The organism is Amycolatopsis samaneae (assembly GCF_039541975.1).
GTDB classification, from domain to species: domain Bacteria; phylum Actinomycetota; class Actinomycetes; order Mycobacteriales; family Pseudonocardiaceae; genus Amycolatopsis; species Amycolatopsis samaneae.
Genome location: NZ_BAABHG010000009.1, coordinates 344,890 through 359,990 on the forward strand (window position 1 = coordinate 344,890; position 15,101 = coordinate 359,990).

14 protein-coding genes are annotated in these 15,101 nt (G+C 69.8%); 2 read left to right on the forward strand and 12 right to left on the reverse strand.

From position 1 onward, the window contains the following. Window positions 1-70: 70 nt before the first annotated feature. The 7 genes from ABD987_RS25280 to ABD987_RS25310 form a co-directional block, all read right to left on the reverse strand. A complete protein-coding gene (locus ABD987_RS25280) occupies window positions 71-1,024 on the reverse strand; it encodes a lysylphosphatidylglycerol synthase transmembrane domain-containing protein (RefSeq protein ID WP_345398838.1) in 954 nt (317 codons plus the stop codon). Window positions 1,025-1,207: 183 nt separating this feature from the next. Then, window positions 1,208-2,470 (reverse strand): acyl-CoA reductase, encoded by a 1,263-nt coding sequence (locus tag ABD987_RS25285; protein ID WP_345398494.1) that lies wholly within the window; start codon window positions 2,468-2,470, stop codon window positions 1,208-1,210. Continuing rightward, window positions 2,467-3,522: a LuxE/PaaK family acyltransferase gene (locus tag ABD987_RS25290; protein WP_345398497.1), complete on the reverse strand. Its 1,056-nt coding sequence runs from the start codon at window positions 3,520-3,522 to the stop codon at window positions 2,467-2,469. The genes ABD987_RS25285 and ABD987_RS25290 overlap by 4 nt, the downstream gene beginning before the upstream one ends. Next, entirely contained in the window at window positions 3,519-4,916 is a 1,398-nt protein-coding gene (locus ABD987_RS25295; RefSeq protein WP_345398500.1) for an AMP-binding protein, read from the reverse strand. The genes ABD987_RS25290 and ABD987_RS25295 overlap by 4 nt, the downstream gene beginning before the upstream one ends. After that, complete coding sequence (locus ABD987_RS25300) at window positions 4,913-5,644, reverse strand: SDR family NAD(P)-dependent oxidoreductase (protein WP_345398503.1); 732 nt, start codon at window positions 5,642-5,644, stop codon at window positions 4,913-4,915. The genes ABD987_RS25295 and ABD987_RS25300 overlap by 4 nt, the downstream gene beginning before the upstream one ends. After that, window positions 5,637-5,882, reverse strand: a complete 246-nt coding sequence (locus ABD987_RS25305) for an acyl carrier protein (protein ID WP_345398506.1) — start codon at window positions 5,880-5,882, stop codon at window positions 5,637-5,639. The genes ABD987_RS25300 and ABD987_RS25305 overlap by 8 nt, the downstream gene beginning before the upstream one ends. Before the next feature lie 9 nt (window positions 5,883-5,891). Then, the gene (locus ABD987_RS25310) at window positions 5,892-6,623 is read right to left on the reverse strand and encodes a UDP-N-acetylglucosamine acyltransferase (protein WP_345398509.1); all 732 of its coding nucleotides are present in this window, start codon (window positions 6,621-6,623) and stop codon (window positions 5,892-5,894) included. Between the two features lie 187 nt (window positions 6,624-6,810). On the opposite strand from ABD987_RS25310, the gene ABD987_RS25315 reads away from it, so the two are divergent. Together ABD987_RS25315 and ABD987_RS25320 are read left to right on the forward strand one after the other, a co-directional pair. After that, window positions 6,811-7,917: a DegT/DnrJ/EryC1/StrS family aminotransferase gene (locus ABD987_RS25315; protein ID WP_345398512.1), complete on the forward strand. Its 1,107-nt coding sequence runs from the start codon at window positions 6,811-6,813 to the stop codon at window positions 7,915-7,917. After that, window positions 7,914-8,870 carry a Gfo/Idh/MocA family protein gene (locus tag ABD987_RS25320; protein ID WP_345398515.1) on the forward strand — a complete coding sequence of 319 codons (957 nt, stop codon included), beginning with the start codon at window positions 7,914-7,916 and terminating at the stop codon, window positions 8,868-8,870. Before ABD987_RS25315 ends, ABD987_RS25320 begins: the two co-directional genes overlap by 4 nt. 139 nt (window positions 8,871-9,009) lie before the next feature. Here the strand turns inward: ABD987_RS25320 and ABD987_RS25325 are convergent, their stop codons facing one another. The 5 genes from ABD987_RS25325 to ABD987_RS25345 all read right to left on the reverse strand — a co-directional run bounded on the left by ABD987_RS25325 (window position 9,010) and on the right by ABD987_RS25345 (window position 15,082). Then, window positions 9,010-10,899: an MFS transporter gene (locus tag ABD987_RS25325; protein WP_345398518.1), complete on the reverse strand. Its 1,890-nt coding sequence runs from the start codon at window positions 10,897-10,899 to the stop codon at window positions 9,010-9,012. Window positions 10,900-11,180: 281 nt separating this feature from the next. Then, window positions 11,181-12,581, reverse strand: coding sequence for a M20/M25/M40 family metallo-hydrolase (locus ABD987_RS25330; RefSeq protein WP_345398521.1), 1,401 nt, complete (start codon window positions 12,579-12,581; stop codon window positions 11,181-11,183). Between the two features lie 54 nt (window positions 12,582-12,635). Next, window positions 12,636-13,211: a Uma2 family endonuclease gene (locus ABD987_RS25335; protein WP_345398524.1), complete on the reverse strand. Its 576-nt coding sequence runs from the start codon at window positions 13,209-13,211 to the stop codon at window positions 12,636-12,638. 58 nt (window positions 13,212-13,269) lie between these two features. Beyond that, window positions 13,270-13,899 carry an acyltransferase gene (locus ABD987_RS25340; protein WP_345398527.1) on the reverse strand — a complete coding sequence of 210 codons (630 nt, stop codon included), beginning with the start codon at window positions 13,897-13,899 and terminating at the stop codon, window positions 13,270-13,272. Beyond that, window positions 13,886-15,082, reverse strand: a complete 1,197-nt coding sequence (locus ABD987_RS25345) for a glycosyltransferase family 4 protein (protein ID WP_345398841.1) — start codon at window positions 15,080-15,082, stop codon at window positions 13,886-13,888. Before ABD987_RS25345 ends, ABD987_RS25340 begins: the two co-directional genes overlap by 14 nt. Window positions 15,083-15,101: the final 19 nt, after the last annotated feature.

Genomic DNA, 15,101 nt, shown 5'->3' on the forward strand with positions numbered 1-15,101 from the left:
TTCCCCCACGTCACTCAATCGGCCGGAACCGGCCGGCACGTGATCAACCGTTCGGAGGTACCCGCCGGGCTCAGGCGGAGGTGAGGGCCCGGGACGAACCGGCGCGCGCGGCGACCGCGGCGCCCCCGGCGGTGAGCAGGTCGGCGAGCGTGAACATCACGCGCGACGCGACGGCGAACGCCGTGGCCTGGCCGACGGTGAGCCCGCTCGCGGTGAGGACGGCGACCTGCGCGACCTCACGGACGCCGACGCCGCTGGGCAGGATGAATGCGAACGTCCCGACCGTCATCGACACCGCCATCGCGCCGACGCACAGCACGAAGCCGTCGAGCCCGGGCGCGCCGACCGAGTTGGCCAGCAGCCACAGGTGCACACCCTGCAGCGCCCACGCCGCCGTCGACGCGCCGAAGACCTTGCCGACCACCGGCCAGCCGAGCGGGTGCTCCAGCGGCGCGCGGCGCAGGATCCGCAGCACGAGCGAGGTGCCCCAGGTCAGCACCTTCGGATGCAGCATGGCGAGGCCGACGGGGATGAGCACGAACAGCCACAGCGCGCGGGGGCTGTTGCTGAACACCGCGGGCGCCGCGAGCAACGACACGACGAGCGCGGACACCACGCCGACGCCGAGCTGGATCAGCGACGCGGTGAAGATCCTCGCCCTGGCCAGCCCGGCCTTGCGACCCAGTTCCATCTGCAGGAGATATGCCCACACCGAGCCGGGGACGTACTTGCCGAGCGAGCCGACCAGGCAGATCTGCGCACCGCGGGCGTAGCCGATCGGGGCGCCGAGATCGTCGACCATGACCTGCCACCCGTAGGTGGAGACCATGATCGCGGCGACGAGCGCGAGCAGGCTCAGCAGCGAGGACTGCCAGGCGACGTCGGACAGGGTGTGCCAGAACTCGTCCCAGTGCGACACGAGCGCGTTGACCGCGAACCCGACGACGGCGAGGATCGCGACCCAGCGGACGATGTCGAGGATCCTGGCCTTGGCGGACTTGCGCCGCGACGGCGCGAGGGCGATCGGCCCCTCGTCACCGGACCCCGGGCCCTCCGGCTCAACGGTCGTCGTCACGAGCGGCCCTTCCGGAGGCGGTGGTGGCCCGGACCACACGGCGGGCCGGAGCACGGCGGGAGCGCCCCGGCGAGGCGATCGCGGGTTCCCGGACAGGCACTGGCACTCCTCACGGCCACGGAAATCAGCAGGTCAGGCCTGCACCGTGACCAGGCGGCTGAATTCGGCCAGCAGATCGTAACCGTCCCAGACCGCCGAGAAGGTGAGGGCCGATCCAAACGGGACGATCCGATCGACACCGCGGCCGGCCAGCTCCGTCACGAATTCCGTCAGTTCCGCAGCGCTGAAGCCGAATTGGCTGATGGTCTGATCCTTGCGGACCACGATCGGGACCAGCTCGCCCAGCGTGTCGACCCGCGCGTTGGCGAAGGTGCCCGCGCCCAGCCACTCCCTCGGCAGCCGCGCCGGCTCGGCCAGCTCCAAAGTGGCCAGTCCGTTCCGGTCGGCACCCGCGCCGTCGAACGAGATCGCGGTGACGACGCCGTCGACCGCGGCGCCGTAGGCGGAGACGCGCTTCTGCACGGCCATCGCGGGCTCGGTGACGTGCTGCTTCGTGGCCAGCACCTCGGCGAGCAGGGTGCGGAACTCGCTCCCCGCCGCCTTCGCGCCCGCCTCGTCGCCGACCCAGAACACCGCGCGCGGGGACGAGCAGGCTGCTTGGTCGAACCAGTACGAGTCGTTGTAGAAGCCCTCGGCGGCCGCGCGACGCTGGGCCTCGGACGCGTTCTGCCAGCCCGCGACCGACGCCACCGCGAACGACGAGCGGTCCGGGAAGGTCAGGTCACGAGCGTGCGGCGCCAGCGGGTACTTCCGCAGCGCCGCGACCGAGGCGTCGCCGCCCCAGATCACCCGGAGGTCGGCGGCCAGCGACAGCGCGCCGCTGATCTCGTCGCTGCGGTCGTAGGTGACCATGCGCTGGGTGGCGGTGATCGCCGCCGCGGTCGCCGGGTCCACTTCGGACAGTGCGTCGTTCAGCGCGTCGAGCACCGCCTCGGCCGCGCCCGCCGACCGCGAGGAGACGCGGACGACGTTGTGGTTGCCCGCCAGCGCCGACAGCGCCCATGAGTACACGAAGATGGTGTCCACATTGGCAGGCGGGACGTGGAAGACCAGGCCACGCGGGAAGCGCAGTGCCTCGCCTGAAGTGTCCAGTGTGGACAGTGCCTTGGCGATTTCTCCCTTGCGCAGGAAGAAACCGAGCGAGGCCAGCTCCGGGAAGCGACGCGCGGTCGCGGGCGCGAGCAGCTTGCGCGCGAACTTGGTGACGAACTCGACGACGCGCGGATCGCCCACGCGCAGGCGCCCGCCCGGCGGCTCGGCACGCAGCTCGTCGACAAGCGCCCCGACCTCGATCTGCTCGGCCAGCGGGAAACGCTGGGTCAGCATGCTGGTCATGCGGCGGCACCCCCGGAGAACGTGTCGGAGCAGCCGCGGGCCTCGGCCTTGGGCAGCCTGCCCAGCACCGAGAAGTGCTTGCCCGGCCAGTCACCGTCGTCGATCCCGTTGTAGACGCCCAGATCCTCGGTGAGCAGGACGTGGCCGGGATAGGAGCGCGGGAGGGTCGAGACGACCTCGATCACGCCCGGCTCGCCGACCGGCTGCTCTTCCCAGGTCTCCGGGTTCCGGATCACGACGTCGGCGAAATCGGGACAGTACAGGGAGTTCCCGGACGGGCCTTCGAGGAAGACCGTGCCGATCTGCTCGATCATGCCGTAGTAGTTGTGGATCCGGGTGAGCCCGGTGTCCTCGGCGAACCGGCGGCGGAACTCGGTGTTGTCGACCGCGCGGTCGATCAGCTTCTTCCAGCCGCCGGAGTGGATGAGGATGCCGTTGGACAGGTCGAGCCCGTTGTCCCGCGCGACCTCGTACAGGTACAGCCAGACCATGAAGGTGAAGCCGAAGATCAGGAACGGCTTGTCCCCGTACTCGGCGAGGAACTTCTTCACCGCTTCGATGTCCGGCTCGTCGTTCTCGTCGAGCACGTAGGTGTGCTTGCGGCCGAAGTTCGCCATGCCGAGCACACCGGCACCCCGTGCGGAGAAGGAGCGGCGGTTCTTGATGATGCCGACGGTGTCGACCATCAGCATCGGCAGCCGCTCGCCGCCGAGGACCTCCTGCAGCGTCGCGCCGAGCTGTTTCGTCTGCGCCGCCGCGGCCTCCTTGTCCAGGTAGATCCGCGACGCGCCCGCGCCGGTGGTACCCGAGGAGGTCAGCGTCTTGAACACCTCGGTGTCCGGGACGCTCTTGAGGTCGTGCGTCTTGAACATGCGCACGGGCAGCCACGGAAGATCGGCGATGCGCTCGAACCTCGTGTCCGCGCCGATGCCCAGCGAGGACAAAATCCGTTGGTAGCCCTCGGAATTCGCGCGGTGGTGCGCGGTCAGCTCGGCGAGTTCGGGCAGCAGCGACGCCTCCCGTTCGGCCTGCGACCGAGTGAACACGCTCATACCCTCGCCTCCAATGTCCGGTAGTCGATCTTGCCGCTGGCCAGCAGCGGCACGGTGTCGACGGGCCGTACGTCGAACCCGCTGACGTGCAGGTGCAGCCGCTCGGACAACGCCTTCGCGGCGTCCTTGCAGATGTCCTTGTCCGCCCCCTCGGCGAAGAGCACCACCTTGTCCCCGGCGGGAACGGCGGCCACGACGTCGATCCCGACGGCGGCGGTGCGCACCGCCTGTTCGAGATCGTCGAGGCTGACCCGGTTGCCGAACACCTTGCCGATGCGCTTGAGCCGCCCGGTGATGAACAGGAATCCGTCCTCGTCGAGATATCCCAGGTCACCGGTGGCCAGCACGCCGCCGTATTCGTCACCCTTGGCCAGGCCCGTTTCGTCCTCGGCGTAGCCCATCATCACGTTGGGACCACGGTAGACGACCTCACCGACAATTTTCGGATGCGTCGTCTCGGACCCGTCGTCCCGCCGGACCGCGAAGGCGCCGCCGGGCAGCGCCGGACCGGCGGACCCGAGTTTCTCGGCCAGCCGTTCGGCCGGGACGGTGGTCATCCGGGGCGCCGCCTCGGTCTGCCCGTACATCACGAACATCCGGCCGCCGACCGCGCGGATCTTGTCGTTGAACTGGGCCACCAGGTCGTCCCGCAGCTTCCCGCCCGCCTGGGTCAGCGTGCGCAGCGTCGGGTACTTGGCCGGGTCGAACTTGAGGCGCCGCAACATCTCGTAGTGGTAGGGCACTCCCGCGAGCGAGGTCACCTTGTGCTCGTTCACCGCGTCCCAGAACCCGCGACCCAGCACGCCGGACGGCTCGATCACGACGGTCGCGCCCCGCACCAGATGCGAGTTGAGCACCGAAAGCCCGTAGCTGTAGTGCAGCGGGAGGCTCGTCGGCGCGATCTCGTCCGAGTCGATGCCGAGCACCCGCGCGATCGCGTCCGCGTTCGAGTACACCGCGCCGCGCGAGAGCCGGACGAGCTTCGGGTTGCCGGTGGATCCGCTGGTAGGCAACAGGACCGCGAGTTCGGGATGCGGCTCGACCGCGGCGGCCGTGGTCCGCACCCAGTGCCCGTCGGACGCCGCGTACTCCGCCGGGACGTCGCCTTCGGGCGCCGAAAGCACCGCCGCGGGGCGGAAACGCTCGATCAGCCCGCTCAGCACGTCGGCGTCGAGCGCCGGGTCGATCAGCGCGATCGCGCGGCCGGACTCGAACGCGGCGAGGTAGTTCAGCACGCTGGCCAGATCGACCGACATCCGCGCGAACAGCACCCCGGAGGGCAGCTCGGCGAGCGCGGCGGCGAGCCGGGCCACCTCGGCGTCCAGTTCCTGACCGGCCAGCGTGCGGCCCCCGGCCACATCGATCAGCCGGGCCCCGGCACCCAGCAAGGTCATAGCACCAAGCCTCCGTCGATCCCCAGCACCTGGCCGGTGACGAACGAAGCCTCGTCACTCACCAGGAACCGGATCGCCTTCGCCACGTCCTCGGGACGGCCGAGCCGTCCGAGCGGCGTCTTCCCGACGTTCTCCGCGACCGCGTCCTCGCTCAGGCCTGCGGTCAGGTCCGTCTCGATCACGCCCGGCGCGACCGCGTTGACGCGGATCCCCGAGCGGCCGAGTTCCTTCGCGGCCGAGCGGGCGATGTTCGCCACCGCCGCCTTCGACGCCGCGTACACCGTCTGACCGGCGCTTCCGTGCTCGCCGACGATGCTGGCCAGCACCACGATCGCGCCGGTTTTCTTCCGCATCATCGCCCGCGCGGCGGCCTGCACGGTGTGCAGCGTGCCCGCGACGTTGGTGCTCAGCGTGGTCTCGACCAGTTCCTCGCGGATCATGCCGAGGAGCGCGTCCTCCATGATCCCGGCGTTCGCGACGACGATGTCCAGCGCGCCGTGTTCCTTGGCCACACCCCTGACCAGCGTCGACACGGCCTTCGCGTCGGTGACGTCCAGCGCGAGCCCGGCGGCGGCACCGGCTTCGGCGGCCGCCCGCTTCGCGCGCTCCTCGTCACGTCCGGTGAGCACCACGGTCGCGCCCGCCTCGGCGAGCGCCCGCGCGGTGGCCAGGCCGATGCCGCGCGTGCCGCCGGTGACCAGTGCGATCTTGCCGCTGAGATCAGGCATTCTTGGACTGCAGCTCGGTCACCATGTCGACGGCGACCTTGAAGCTGGACATGTCGATGACCTGGTCGGTGTCGAACTCGACGTCGAACTCGTCCTCGATCGCCGCGACCAGCGCCATGTGACCGACCGAGTCCCACGCCTCGATGTCGCGGTACTTCAGGTTCTCCACGTCGACGCCGTCACCGAGGTCGAGCGCCTCGACGAAGACCTCACGCAGTTTGGGGGCGACTTCCGCCATCGATTACTCCTAATGCTCGTCGCGCGGGCGGGCTTCCCACGCCTTCACCAAGGTAGAGAGGTCACCCGGCAGCCGGTCGACCAGCCCGCCGTCGGGGAGGGCTTCCTTGCCCTTGAGCCACGGGCCGAGCGCCTCGATCGTCTCCTCGTCCAGGCCGCGGCGGGACAGCCCGACCTGGTTGACGCCGGTGACGCGGGCCGGGTTGCCGACCGCGATGGTGAACGCGCCCACTTCGCGGCGGACCGCGGAGCCCATGCCGACCATCGCACCGGGGCCGACCACGACGCGCTGGTGCAGCACCGCGCCCATGCCAAGGTTGGCGCCGTCCCAGATGTGGCAGTGGCCGCCGGTGACGACGTTCGAGGCGATGGTCACCCCGTCGCCGACGAGGCAGTCGTGCGCGAGGTGGCTGCCGCGCAGGTAGTAGCCGTCGCTGCCGAGCGTGGTGGTGCGCCAGGTGCCCTGGTGCACGCTGACGTACTCGCGGACGCGGTTGCGGCTGCCGATGACGACGCCGTGCCCGTCGTGATCCGGGTCACCCGTCGGCGCGGTGTCCCAGCCGGCGGGGTGCGGGCGGTTACGGTCCTCCCCCGGCGTGCCGATCGTCACGTGCGGGCCGATCCAGTTGCCGTCGCCGATGCGGGCGGGACCGACGATCACCGTGTACGGGCCGACGACGTTGTCCTCGCCGAGCTCGACGCCTTCGCCGATGACGGCCGTCGGGTGAATCCGGTTAGACACGCGTGTTCCGTTCGTCGGCGGCTGCTGGCAGCCTGGGGGGTCGAGGCCGGGCAGCGGCGCCCGGTAACGTGTGGCCCGCGTTGTGCAGGGCGGCCGGGCGCGGAACCGGCGGCCTTCCGGCCTCGTGGCCTGAGCGCTAAGCACTGTACCCGACGCGCCGAAACCACCTGCCGAGAGAGACTTGCCGATGATCCCCATCACCGTGGTCGACGTCCGTGACGCGGAGGACCTCGTCGTCGAGGTGCTGCGTTCCGGCGCCATCGCCCAGGGGCCGATGGTCAAGCGCTTCGAAGACGCCTTCGCGCACGTTTCCGGCACGAAGCACGCCATCGCCGTCAACAACGGGACCACCGCGCTGGTGGCGTCCCTGCAGGCGCTGGACCTTCAGCCGGGCGACGAGGTCGTCACCTCGCCGTTCACCTTCGTCGCGACGCTGAACGCGATCCTGGAAGCGGGCGCGACCGTCCGGTTCGCCGACATCCGCCGAGACGACTTCGCCATCGACCCGGACGCGGTCGCCGCGGCGATCACCGGCCGGACCAAGGTCCTGATGCCGGTGCACCTGTACGGCCAGACCGCCGACATGGGCAAGCTCGCCCCGCTGGCCGCCGAGCACGGGCTGCGGGTGATCGAGGACTCGGCCCAGGCCGTCGGGGCGACCTTCGAGGGCAAGGCGGCCGGGTCGTACGGCATCGGCTGCTTCTCGCTGTACGCGACCAAGAACATCACCACCGCCGAGGGCGGTGTCATCACCACCGACGACGACAAGCTGGCCGACCGGCTGCGCGTGCTGCGCAACCAGGGCATGCGGGCGCGGTACCAGTACGAGGTCGCCGGGCACAACTACCGGATGACCGACCTGCACGCCGCCGTCGGCATCCCGCAGCTGGCGAAGCTGGACCAGCTCACCGCGGCCCGCCAGGCGAACGCGAAGCGGCTGTCCGACGGTCTCGCCGGGACGCCCGGCCTCGACGTCCCACAGGTGCTGCCCGGCCGCGAGCACGTGTGGCACCAGTACACCGTGCTGGTCGGCCCGCACGCGATGCTCTCGCGGGACGAGCTCGCCGCCGCGCTGACCGAACGGGGCATCGGGAACGGGATCTACTACCCGAAGATCGTCTTCGACTACGAGTGCTACCGCGGTCACCCGCTGATTCCGGACGCCCGTGTCGAGGACTTCCCGGTCGCGGCCTCGGTCGCGGCGCAGGCACTTTCGCTCCCGGTGCACCCGCACCTGAGCGAGTCCGACCTGGACAAGATCATCGAGACGGTTCGCGAGGTACTCGGCGCATGACGCACCGCATCGCTCTCATCGGCACCGGCAACATGGGCTCGCTGCACGCCCGTGTGCTGTCGGCGAACGAACGGGTCGACCTGGTCCGGGTGGTGGATCCGCGCGAGGAGGCGGGTCGCGCCGTCGCCGATCGCTACGAGACGCGATGGACGCCGGAGATCGGCTCACTGTCCGATGTGGACGCTGTGGTGCTCGCCTCGGCGACCGAGGTGCACTACGACCTCGCGCAGGAGATCCTCGGCCAGGGCAAGCCGCTGCTGGTGGAGAAGCCGGTGTGTAACAGCCTCGAGGCCTCGCAGGAGATCGTCGGGCTGTCGGCGAAGAAGGACGTCCCGCTCATGTGCGGGCTGCTGGAGCGCTACAACCCCGCCGTGATGACCGCGCGGGCGCTGGTCAACGAGCCGGTGCACCTCATGGCGCGGCGGCACGGCCCGTACGCGCCGCGGATCAAGACCGGTGTCGCGTGGGACCTGCTGGTGCACGACGTCGACCTGGCGATCCAGTTCTTCGGCGGCCTGACGCCGTCGCGGGTCGCCTCCGGCGCCGGGTACTTCCACCCGTCGTCGGTGGAAGGCGCCGAGGACACCATCGAGACGGTGCTGTCGTTCCCGACCGGGCTGGCCACCGTGTCGGCCTCGCGGCTGGGGCAGCGCAAGGTGCGTTCGCTCGTGGTGTCCGAGCTGGACCGGCTGATCGAGATCGACCTGCTGCGCCGCGACGTCACCATCTACCGGCACGTGTCGCACGACTCGGTCACCCCGGACGGGCTCGGCTACCGGCAGCAGACGGTCATCGAGATCCCGGAGCTGGTCACGGCTCGCGAGCCCCTTGCCACCCAGCTGGACCGGTTCGTGGACCTGCTGGAGGGCAAGATCGACGCCGAGGACGAGCGGTCCCGGATCCTGCCCTCGCACGACGTGGTCGCGCAGGTGCTCACACAGGCCGCCGCCTGAGTTTTCGTTCTGGTCCGTGGGGGCCTCCCTGAGGGACTCTAGCTCCCTCGGGGAGGCCCCCACGGCTTTTCGCGCCGACACTCAACCTCGTAAAGCCGTGAAGGCCACCTTAACGGCACGTCCGTCCTTTGTGGACCGGTCAGTGCGCGGAGCGGGCGAGACCGGCACGGACCATCGCGGTGACCCGTGCCGCGGTGTGGTCCGCGGACTCCTCCGGGTCGACCACGAGGTGCCGGTCCGCCCGGTAGGTCGCGATCTCCGCGATCATCTGGCCGACCTGCCAGTGCTGGTCCTCCGACGACGCCGAGGCCGCGGAGTCGAACAGCACCACGAGATCCGGGGCCGGATCGGCGGCCCAGGCGGCGAGCTCGCGCAGGTCGTCGGTGTCTTCGGCGGCGGAGGCGAGCGGGACCAGTTCGGCGAAGCGGCGGGTGAGGACGATGCGGCCGGACTCCAGCGCGGACGTCACGCGCTCGACGGTGTCGGCGTGCACGGCCGCGGCGACGAGCGCCCGTGCCCGCGTGCCGGTGAGGTCGACCAGCGAGACGACGTCGTGCTGCCGGGCGAGGTCCATGGTCGGGTCGACGGCGCACAGCGAGTCCCCGAACTCGGCGCCGAGCCGCTCGACGAGCCGGTCGGCGCGGGCACCGTCGGTCTCGCCTTCGAGCACCAGCAGGAATCCCCTGGTGTGCGCGGGCCGCCTGCTCATCACGCGCACCAGGTCGGCGATCCCCGGCGCCTTGCTCCTGGCGTCCATCTGCCGGTAGGCGACGACGCCGATGACGGCGCACACCACCCCGGCGCCCAGGATCACCGGACGGGTGCCGTCGACGGCCAGCGGGTGCCCCCACAGGGAGAACCGCTGCTTGCCGATCAGCGTGATCAGCAGCGGGGTCACGGCGACCGTGCAGCCGACGACGACCTTCAGCATGGCCTGGTAGATCGCGTTGATGCGGCCGCGCATCGCGTCCTCGACCTTGGACCCGATGATCGTGATCCCGGTGAGGAACGCCGTTCCCGCGCACGCCCCGACGACCGTCACGGCGATCATCGCGACGGTCAGGTGCGGGGCCAGCGCCACCGGGACCAGGCCGATCCCGGCGAGCACGATCGCGAGGCCGAACAGCCGCGCGTGGGGCACCCGGCGGGCCAGTTTCGGCGCGCCGAGCAGACCGGCGACGAGCCCGACGAAGATCGCCAGCAGGAGCAGGCCGAAGGCGGCCTGCCCGCCGAGCAGGCTCAGCGCGTACGGCTGCGCGGCCCCGACCACGGCCCCGCCCGCGGCGAACGCGCCCATCATGCCGACGAGCAGACCCCGCACCACCCGGTTGCCCCGGATGTACCGGGCGCTGTCCCGCAGCATTTCGCGGAACCCCGGCCCCTGCGGACCGCCCGGCACGGCACGGGCGACGCGCTGGGACAGCTCGGGCAGCCGCGTGGCGATGGACACCGCGCTCGCGAGGTACAGCAGCGCGGCGATGACCACGCACAGCTTCAGGAAGCCGCGCAGTCCCAGCATGTCCTGCGGGACATGGAAGAGCGCGGGGAAACCGGTGACGAAGGTGAACAGCCCGCCGCCGATCGCGACCGAGACACCGTAGGTCATGACCAGGCCCAGCTGGGTCGCGGACTCGACCTGCTCGGGACCGCGCAACAGGTTCGGCAGCGCGGCGTCCTTGCACGGGATCCACATGATCGCCGCGACCTGGACCAGGAACGTCCCGGCGAAGACCCACCAGTACTCGTCGACGAACACGATCGACAACAGCAGCCCGAACCGCAGGACGTCGGCGATCACCATCACCAGGCGCCGGTTGAACCGGTCGGCCAGCAGCCCGCCGATCGGCGCGAACACCAGACCCGGGAGGATGTTCGCGAAAAGGACACCGCTGAACGCGAAGTTGATACCGACGGCGTTCGGCGCGAGCTTGCCGGCCAGCGCGGCCAGCGTCATGACGGTCAGCCAGTCCGCGGAGCTGCACAGCCCGGTGACCAGCCACAACCGGCGAAAGGGCCGGGAAGCCAGCACTCGGCGTGCGAGATGAATGGTGGACGTCCGGGGTTTCGCGGAAACCGTGTCCACGGTTGGCGTGCCGATGGGGACACACCCCTTTCCGGCTCTGTTCGCGGAGATCCGTCGGGCCGAGCGACCGTATCACCGCAGGTTGAAGCCGTTCCCGCGCACTATGTCTGTTTACGGAGCGCAACATCGGCGTGCATTTTCGGCGATTTTCCGTCATATTCCGGTGACGGAATGCACCCGCGAGAACACTCGTCGCGTTTTTCGGATGTGCCGCGGAAATTGTGTGGTCAGCTGTTCACCGGCGCCGGGTACGCGACGGGGCTTCGGCGGCCGTCGGCACCGACGGCGCGGACGCCGAAGAAGACGTTGTCCTTGGAAAGGTCGATCTTCGCGCTGGTGACGTCGCCGACGTCGATCCGGTGCGTCCAGTCCGGCGCGGTCGTCTCGCGCCACAGCACCTCGTAGCCGGTCGCGCCCGGCGAACGCTGCCACACCAGCTCGGTGGCGTTGGTGAGTGCCGCCGTGCGGATGCCCGCGCCGGACGGCGCGCCCGGCGCGGTCGCGAGTGACCACAGCACGGCGCCGTTGACCCGCGCGACGCGGGCGATGAAGCCGAAGTCGCAGAACTCCGGCAGGTCACCGAACTGGACACCGTTCTCGATGCGGACGTTCTGGTGCTGGTGCGCGAAGTTCTCGGCGGGTTCGGTGAACCGCGCAGCCGGATACCGCTGCTCCAGGAACGGGATGTGGTCACCGCCGCGCAGGTACCGGTCGCGGCGGTAGACGACGCGCACGTTCATACCGGTCGCGTCGTTCTCCGCCACGGAACGGACGAAACGGGCCAGCTGACGCGGCGGCGAATCGTTCTCGCCGCCGATGCTGCGCCGCAGGTTCGCCTCGGCCGGGGTCTCGGCGGTCGGGACGCCCTCGGCGAACAGGCGGATGGTGTGCGGGTCGCGGGTGCCGTCGTCGGCGGTGCTGGAGCCGACGATGTCGTTGGTGAACATCGCCCGCACGTCCGTGCCCGCCGCGCGGAACTCCGTCGCCAGGTGCCGCGCGCCGTACAGCCCCTGCTCCTCCCCCGCCACGGCGGCGAACACGATCGTCGCGGCGGTCTTCCGGGTCGCGAAGACCCTGGCCAGCTCCATCGACACGGCGACACCGGACGCGTCGTCGTCCGCGCCGGGCGCGTCACTGGTGGCGTCCATCGGATCGGAACAGCGCGAGTCGTAGTGGCCCGAAACGACGTGGACGCGGCCGGGTTCGGTGGTGCCGCGCAGGGTGGCGACGACGTTGGTGATCCGGGTGGGCACGGGAACGCGGTCGGCGGGCGGCTGGACGTACGACTGGAGTTCGACGGTCATCCGGCCCTCGGACGCCGCCGCGTAGCGCCGCATTTCGGCGAAGATCCAGCCGCGGGCGGCGCCGATGCCGCGTCGCGGATCGTCCTGCGACGACAGTGTGTGCCGGGTGCCGAAGGAGGCCAGCTTGCGCACGATCGCCTCGACGCGACGCTGGTCGACCTCTCGCAGGATCGCACGTAGTTCCGGGCCGGGCCGTTGCGGGAGCACCGGACGTCCGGGACCGCGATCACCGAGTTCGGTGGCACCCGCCGGAACGGAGCCGAGAGCCGTGGCGGCGAGGGGAAGCGCCGCCGATGCCGCCAGGAACACACGCCGCTGCACCATGCTGACTTTGTTACCGGGGCGCGGCACGACGGGATACCGCCGACCGTATGCGAATCAGAGGCGCTGGGCGCGGGCGCTGGTGAGGGCGTCCAGGTCGATGGTGACCGGGGTGCCCGCGAAGTCGAGTTCGGCGACGCCGGAGTGCTCGCCGAAGTTCTCGTACTCGCCGTCGATCAGGCGGTAGGTGATCATGCTGACCGGGTCGTCGAGGTCGACGATCCAGTAGTGCTCGATGCCGACCTCGGAGTACTCGGAGAACTTGGTCACCCGGTCGGTCCGGCGCGTACCCTCGGACAGCACCTCGATCACCAGCGATACGTCATCTGCGCCGAGGCGAGCGGTGTCCTCATCCACTAGGCGGCTCGGAGCCACGACTACGTCGGGCACCCGGACCGTTACCGGAGACTCGTGGATTACTACCTCCACCTCGCTGAACGCACCGAACTCAGCGGGCAACAGGTCATCGAGCAAGTAGCCGAGGCGGGTAACTGCCCGCTGGTGAAACCACAACGGACGCGGCGACACTACGAGGACCCCTTCGACCACTTCGACCTGGAACTCCGGGGTTTCCGGCAGTTCTGCCCAGTCCTCGAGGGTCAGGAAGCGGTGAGGCCAGTCCACGACACTCATCAGCTTTCTCCTTCACCGTCCGTTACTGGACCAGTCTCTCACGGAGACTGCCGCATAGCTACCGGTCTGTGAAGTCGCCCGATGGGGCGCCCCATCCTGTTACGTCGCCACTACGCTCCTGGGCGATCTCCCGGCGCCGCGCGTTTTCCGCGCGCACACGGTCCACTTCGGACTGAATGTATTCCTCGTCGTAGCGCTGGAATACCCGCGCCGGGTTCCCGGCGACCAGCGAACGCGGCGGAACATCCTTGGCCACCACGGAATTCGGCTGCACGGTGGCGAAGTCGCCGATCGTCACGCCCGCCATGATCACGACGAGGCCGCCGATGAAACAGCCCTTGCCGATCTTCACCGGTTTACGCTCGATCAGGTCACTGCCGGAATGGTTCTGCAGCGCCATGTTCGCCAGCCAGCTGGAATGCGTGAAGATCAGCGTGTTCAGCCCGATGCTGGTGTGCTCGCCGATTTCCAGGCCGCCGCTGGCGTCCAGCGCGGCGCCCTCGCCGATCCAGCAGTGCTCACCGATCGTGAGGTTCTCCGGGCTGATGATCTTGACGCGCTCCCGCACGCGCGTGGTCTCCGGCAGCCCGTAGAACTTCGCGCGTTCGGCGTCGTTCATGTACTGCGAAACCAGTTCGGTCAGAATCTGCGGGCGCAGCCGGTTGCTGCGCTCGTCATCGAAGAACATCGGCGTCCGCCACGAGTTTGTCGAAGGTGCGCAGGTGTTCCTCGGCGACGACGTCGAGCCCGAAGTTGGCGCGCACCATGGCGCTTTCCCGGCGGGCGATCACGGCGCGGTGCTCCGGGTCGTCGAGCAGCTCGACGACCGTGCGCGCGACGGCCTCCGCGTCGTCCGGGCGCACCAGCAGGATGTTCTCGCCGTTGCGCAGCTGGATTCCGGGGTAGTTGTCCTCGGTGACCGACGCGATCGTGGCCGTCCCCGAGAGCATCGCCTCCAGCGACGCGGTGCCGCAGCCACCGTTGAGGTCGTGCGTGACGATGTCGGCCGCGGCGAAGTACGACGGGACGTCTTCCTTCGGCACCGCGCCGGTCACGATCAGCGATTCCGCGACGCCGAGTTCCTCGGCCCGCTTGAGGAAGGCGTCGTGGTAGACCCGGCCGACGACGACGACCTTCACCCCGGGATGTTTGTCCACAATGGACGGAAGGGCTTCGACGAGCGGGAGCCGGTTGCGCAGCGGGATGACATGGCCGAGCGACACGATCAACGGCGCGTCGCCGATGCCGTGCTCCTCGCGGACATCCTTCGTCAGCGGCTTGTCGAAGTGCGCGACGTCGACGGCGATCGGGAAGTACTCGGAGTTCTCGTCGCTGGTGCCGTAGCGCTCGACGCAGTAGTCGACGCCGAGCTTGTCCAGGATGACGTACCGCGGCTTCAGGTAACGCAGGATCGGCCGCACCAGCACCGCGTCGAGAAAGCGGAACACCCGGCCGTACAGCTTGTTGTCGCTGATCAGGAGCGTGTGGATGGTCAGCAACGACGGGATGCCGTGGCGCCGCGCGTAGATCCCGGCCAGCCAGGACAGGTCGAAGAACTGGCCGTGCAGGTGGATCGCGTCCGGCTTGAACTCGTCGAGCAGCTTCCACAGCCGCCGCCAGTTGCCCGGCCGCGGCGAGACGAAGCTCATGTCGAAGTCGATCGACAGGCCGAGCTGCGGCATCTTCACCGCCGGGAGGCGGACGACGCGGTAACCGTCGCGCTCCTCCTCGGCGGGCGCCTCACCGTAGGCCGCGGTGATCGCGAGGACCTCGTGGCCGCGCGCCGCGAACTGCGCGGCGAGCGACGCGGACATGTGCGCGCTGCCGCCCACCCGCGGTGGGAAGAAGTTGTTCACCACCGCGATGCGCAGCGCGCGTCCCCGCGCGGGT

What these genes read in the sequence shown, in the direction of transcription:
- ABD987_RS25285 (WP_345398494.1), bottom strand. Translation starts at nt 2,470, where the DNA reads ATGACCAGCATGCTGACCCAGCGTTTCCCGCTGGCCGAGCAGATCGAG.
- ABD987_RS25290 (WP_345398497.1), bottom strand. Translation starts at nt 3,522, where the DNA reads ATGAGCGTGTTCACTCGGTCGCAGGCCGAACGGGAGGCGTCGCTGCTG.
- ABD987_RS25295 (WP_345398500.1), bottom strand. Translation starts at nt 4,916, where the DNA reads ATGACCTTGCTGGGTGCCGGGGCCCGGCTGATCGATGTGGCCGGGGGC.
- ABD987_RS25300 (WP_345398503.1), bottom strand. Translation starts at nt 5,644, where the DNA reads ATGCCTGATCTCAGCGGCAAGATCGCACTGGTCACCGGCGGCACGCGC.
- ABD987_RS25305 (WP_345398506.1), bottom strand. Translation starts at nt 5,882, where the DNA reads ATGGCGGAAGTCGCCCCCAAACTGCGTGAGGTCTTCGTCGAGGCGCTC.
- ABD987_RS25315 (WP_345398512.1), top strand. Translation starts at nt 6,811, where the DNA reads ATGATCCCCATCACCGTGGTCGACGTCCGTGACGCGGAGGACCTCGTC.
- ABD987_RS25320 (WP_345398515.1), top strand. Translation starts at nt 7,914, where the DNA reads ATGACGCACCGCATCGCTCTCATCGGCACCGGCAACATGGGCTCGCTG.
- ABD987_RS25330 (WP_345398521.1), bottom strand. Translation starts at nt 12,581, where the DNA reads ATGGTGCAGCGGCGTGTGTTCCTGGCGGCATCGGCGGCGCTTCCCCTC.
- ABD987_RS25335 (WP_345398524.1), bottom strand. Translation starts at nt 13,211, where the DNA reads ATGAGTGTCGTGGACTGGCCTCACCGCTTCCTGACCCTCGAGGACTGG.
- ABD987_RS25340 (WP_345398527.1), bottom strand. Translation starts at nt 13,899, where the DNA reads ATGTTCTTCGATGACGAGCGCAGCAACCGGCTGCGCCCGCAGATTCTG.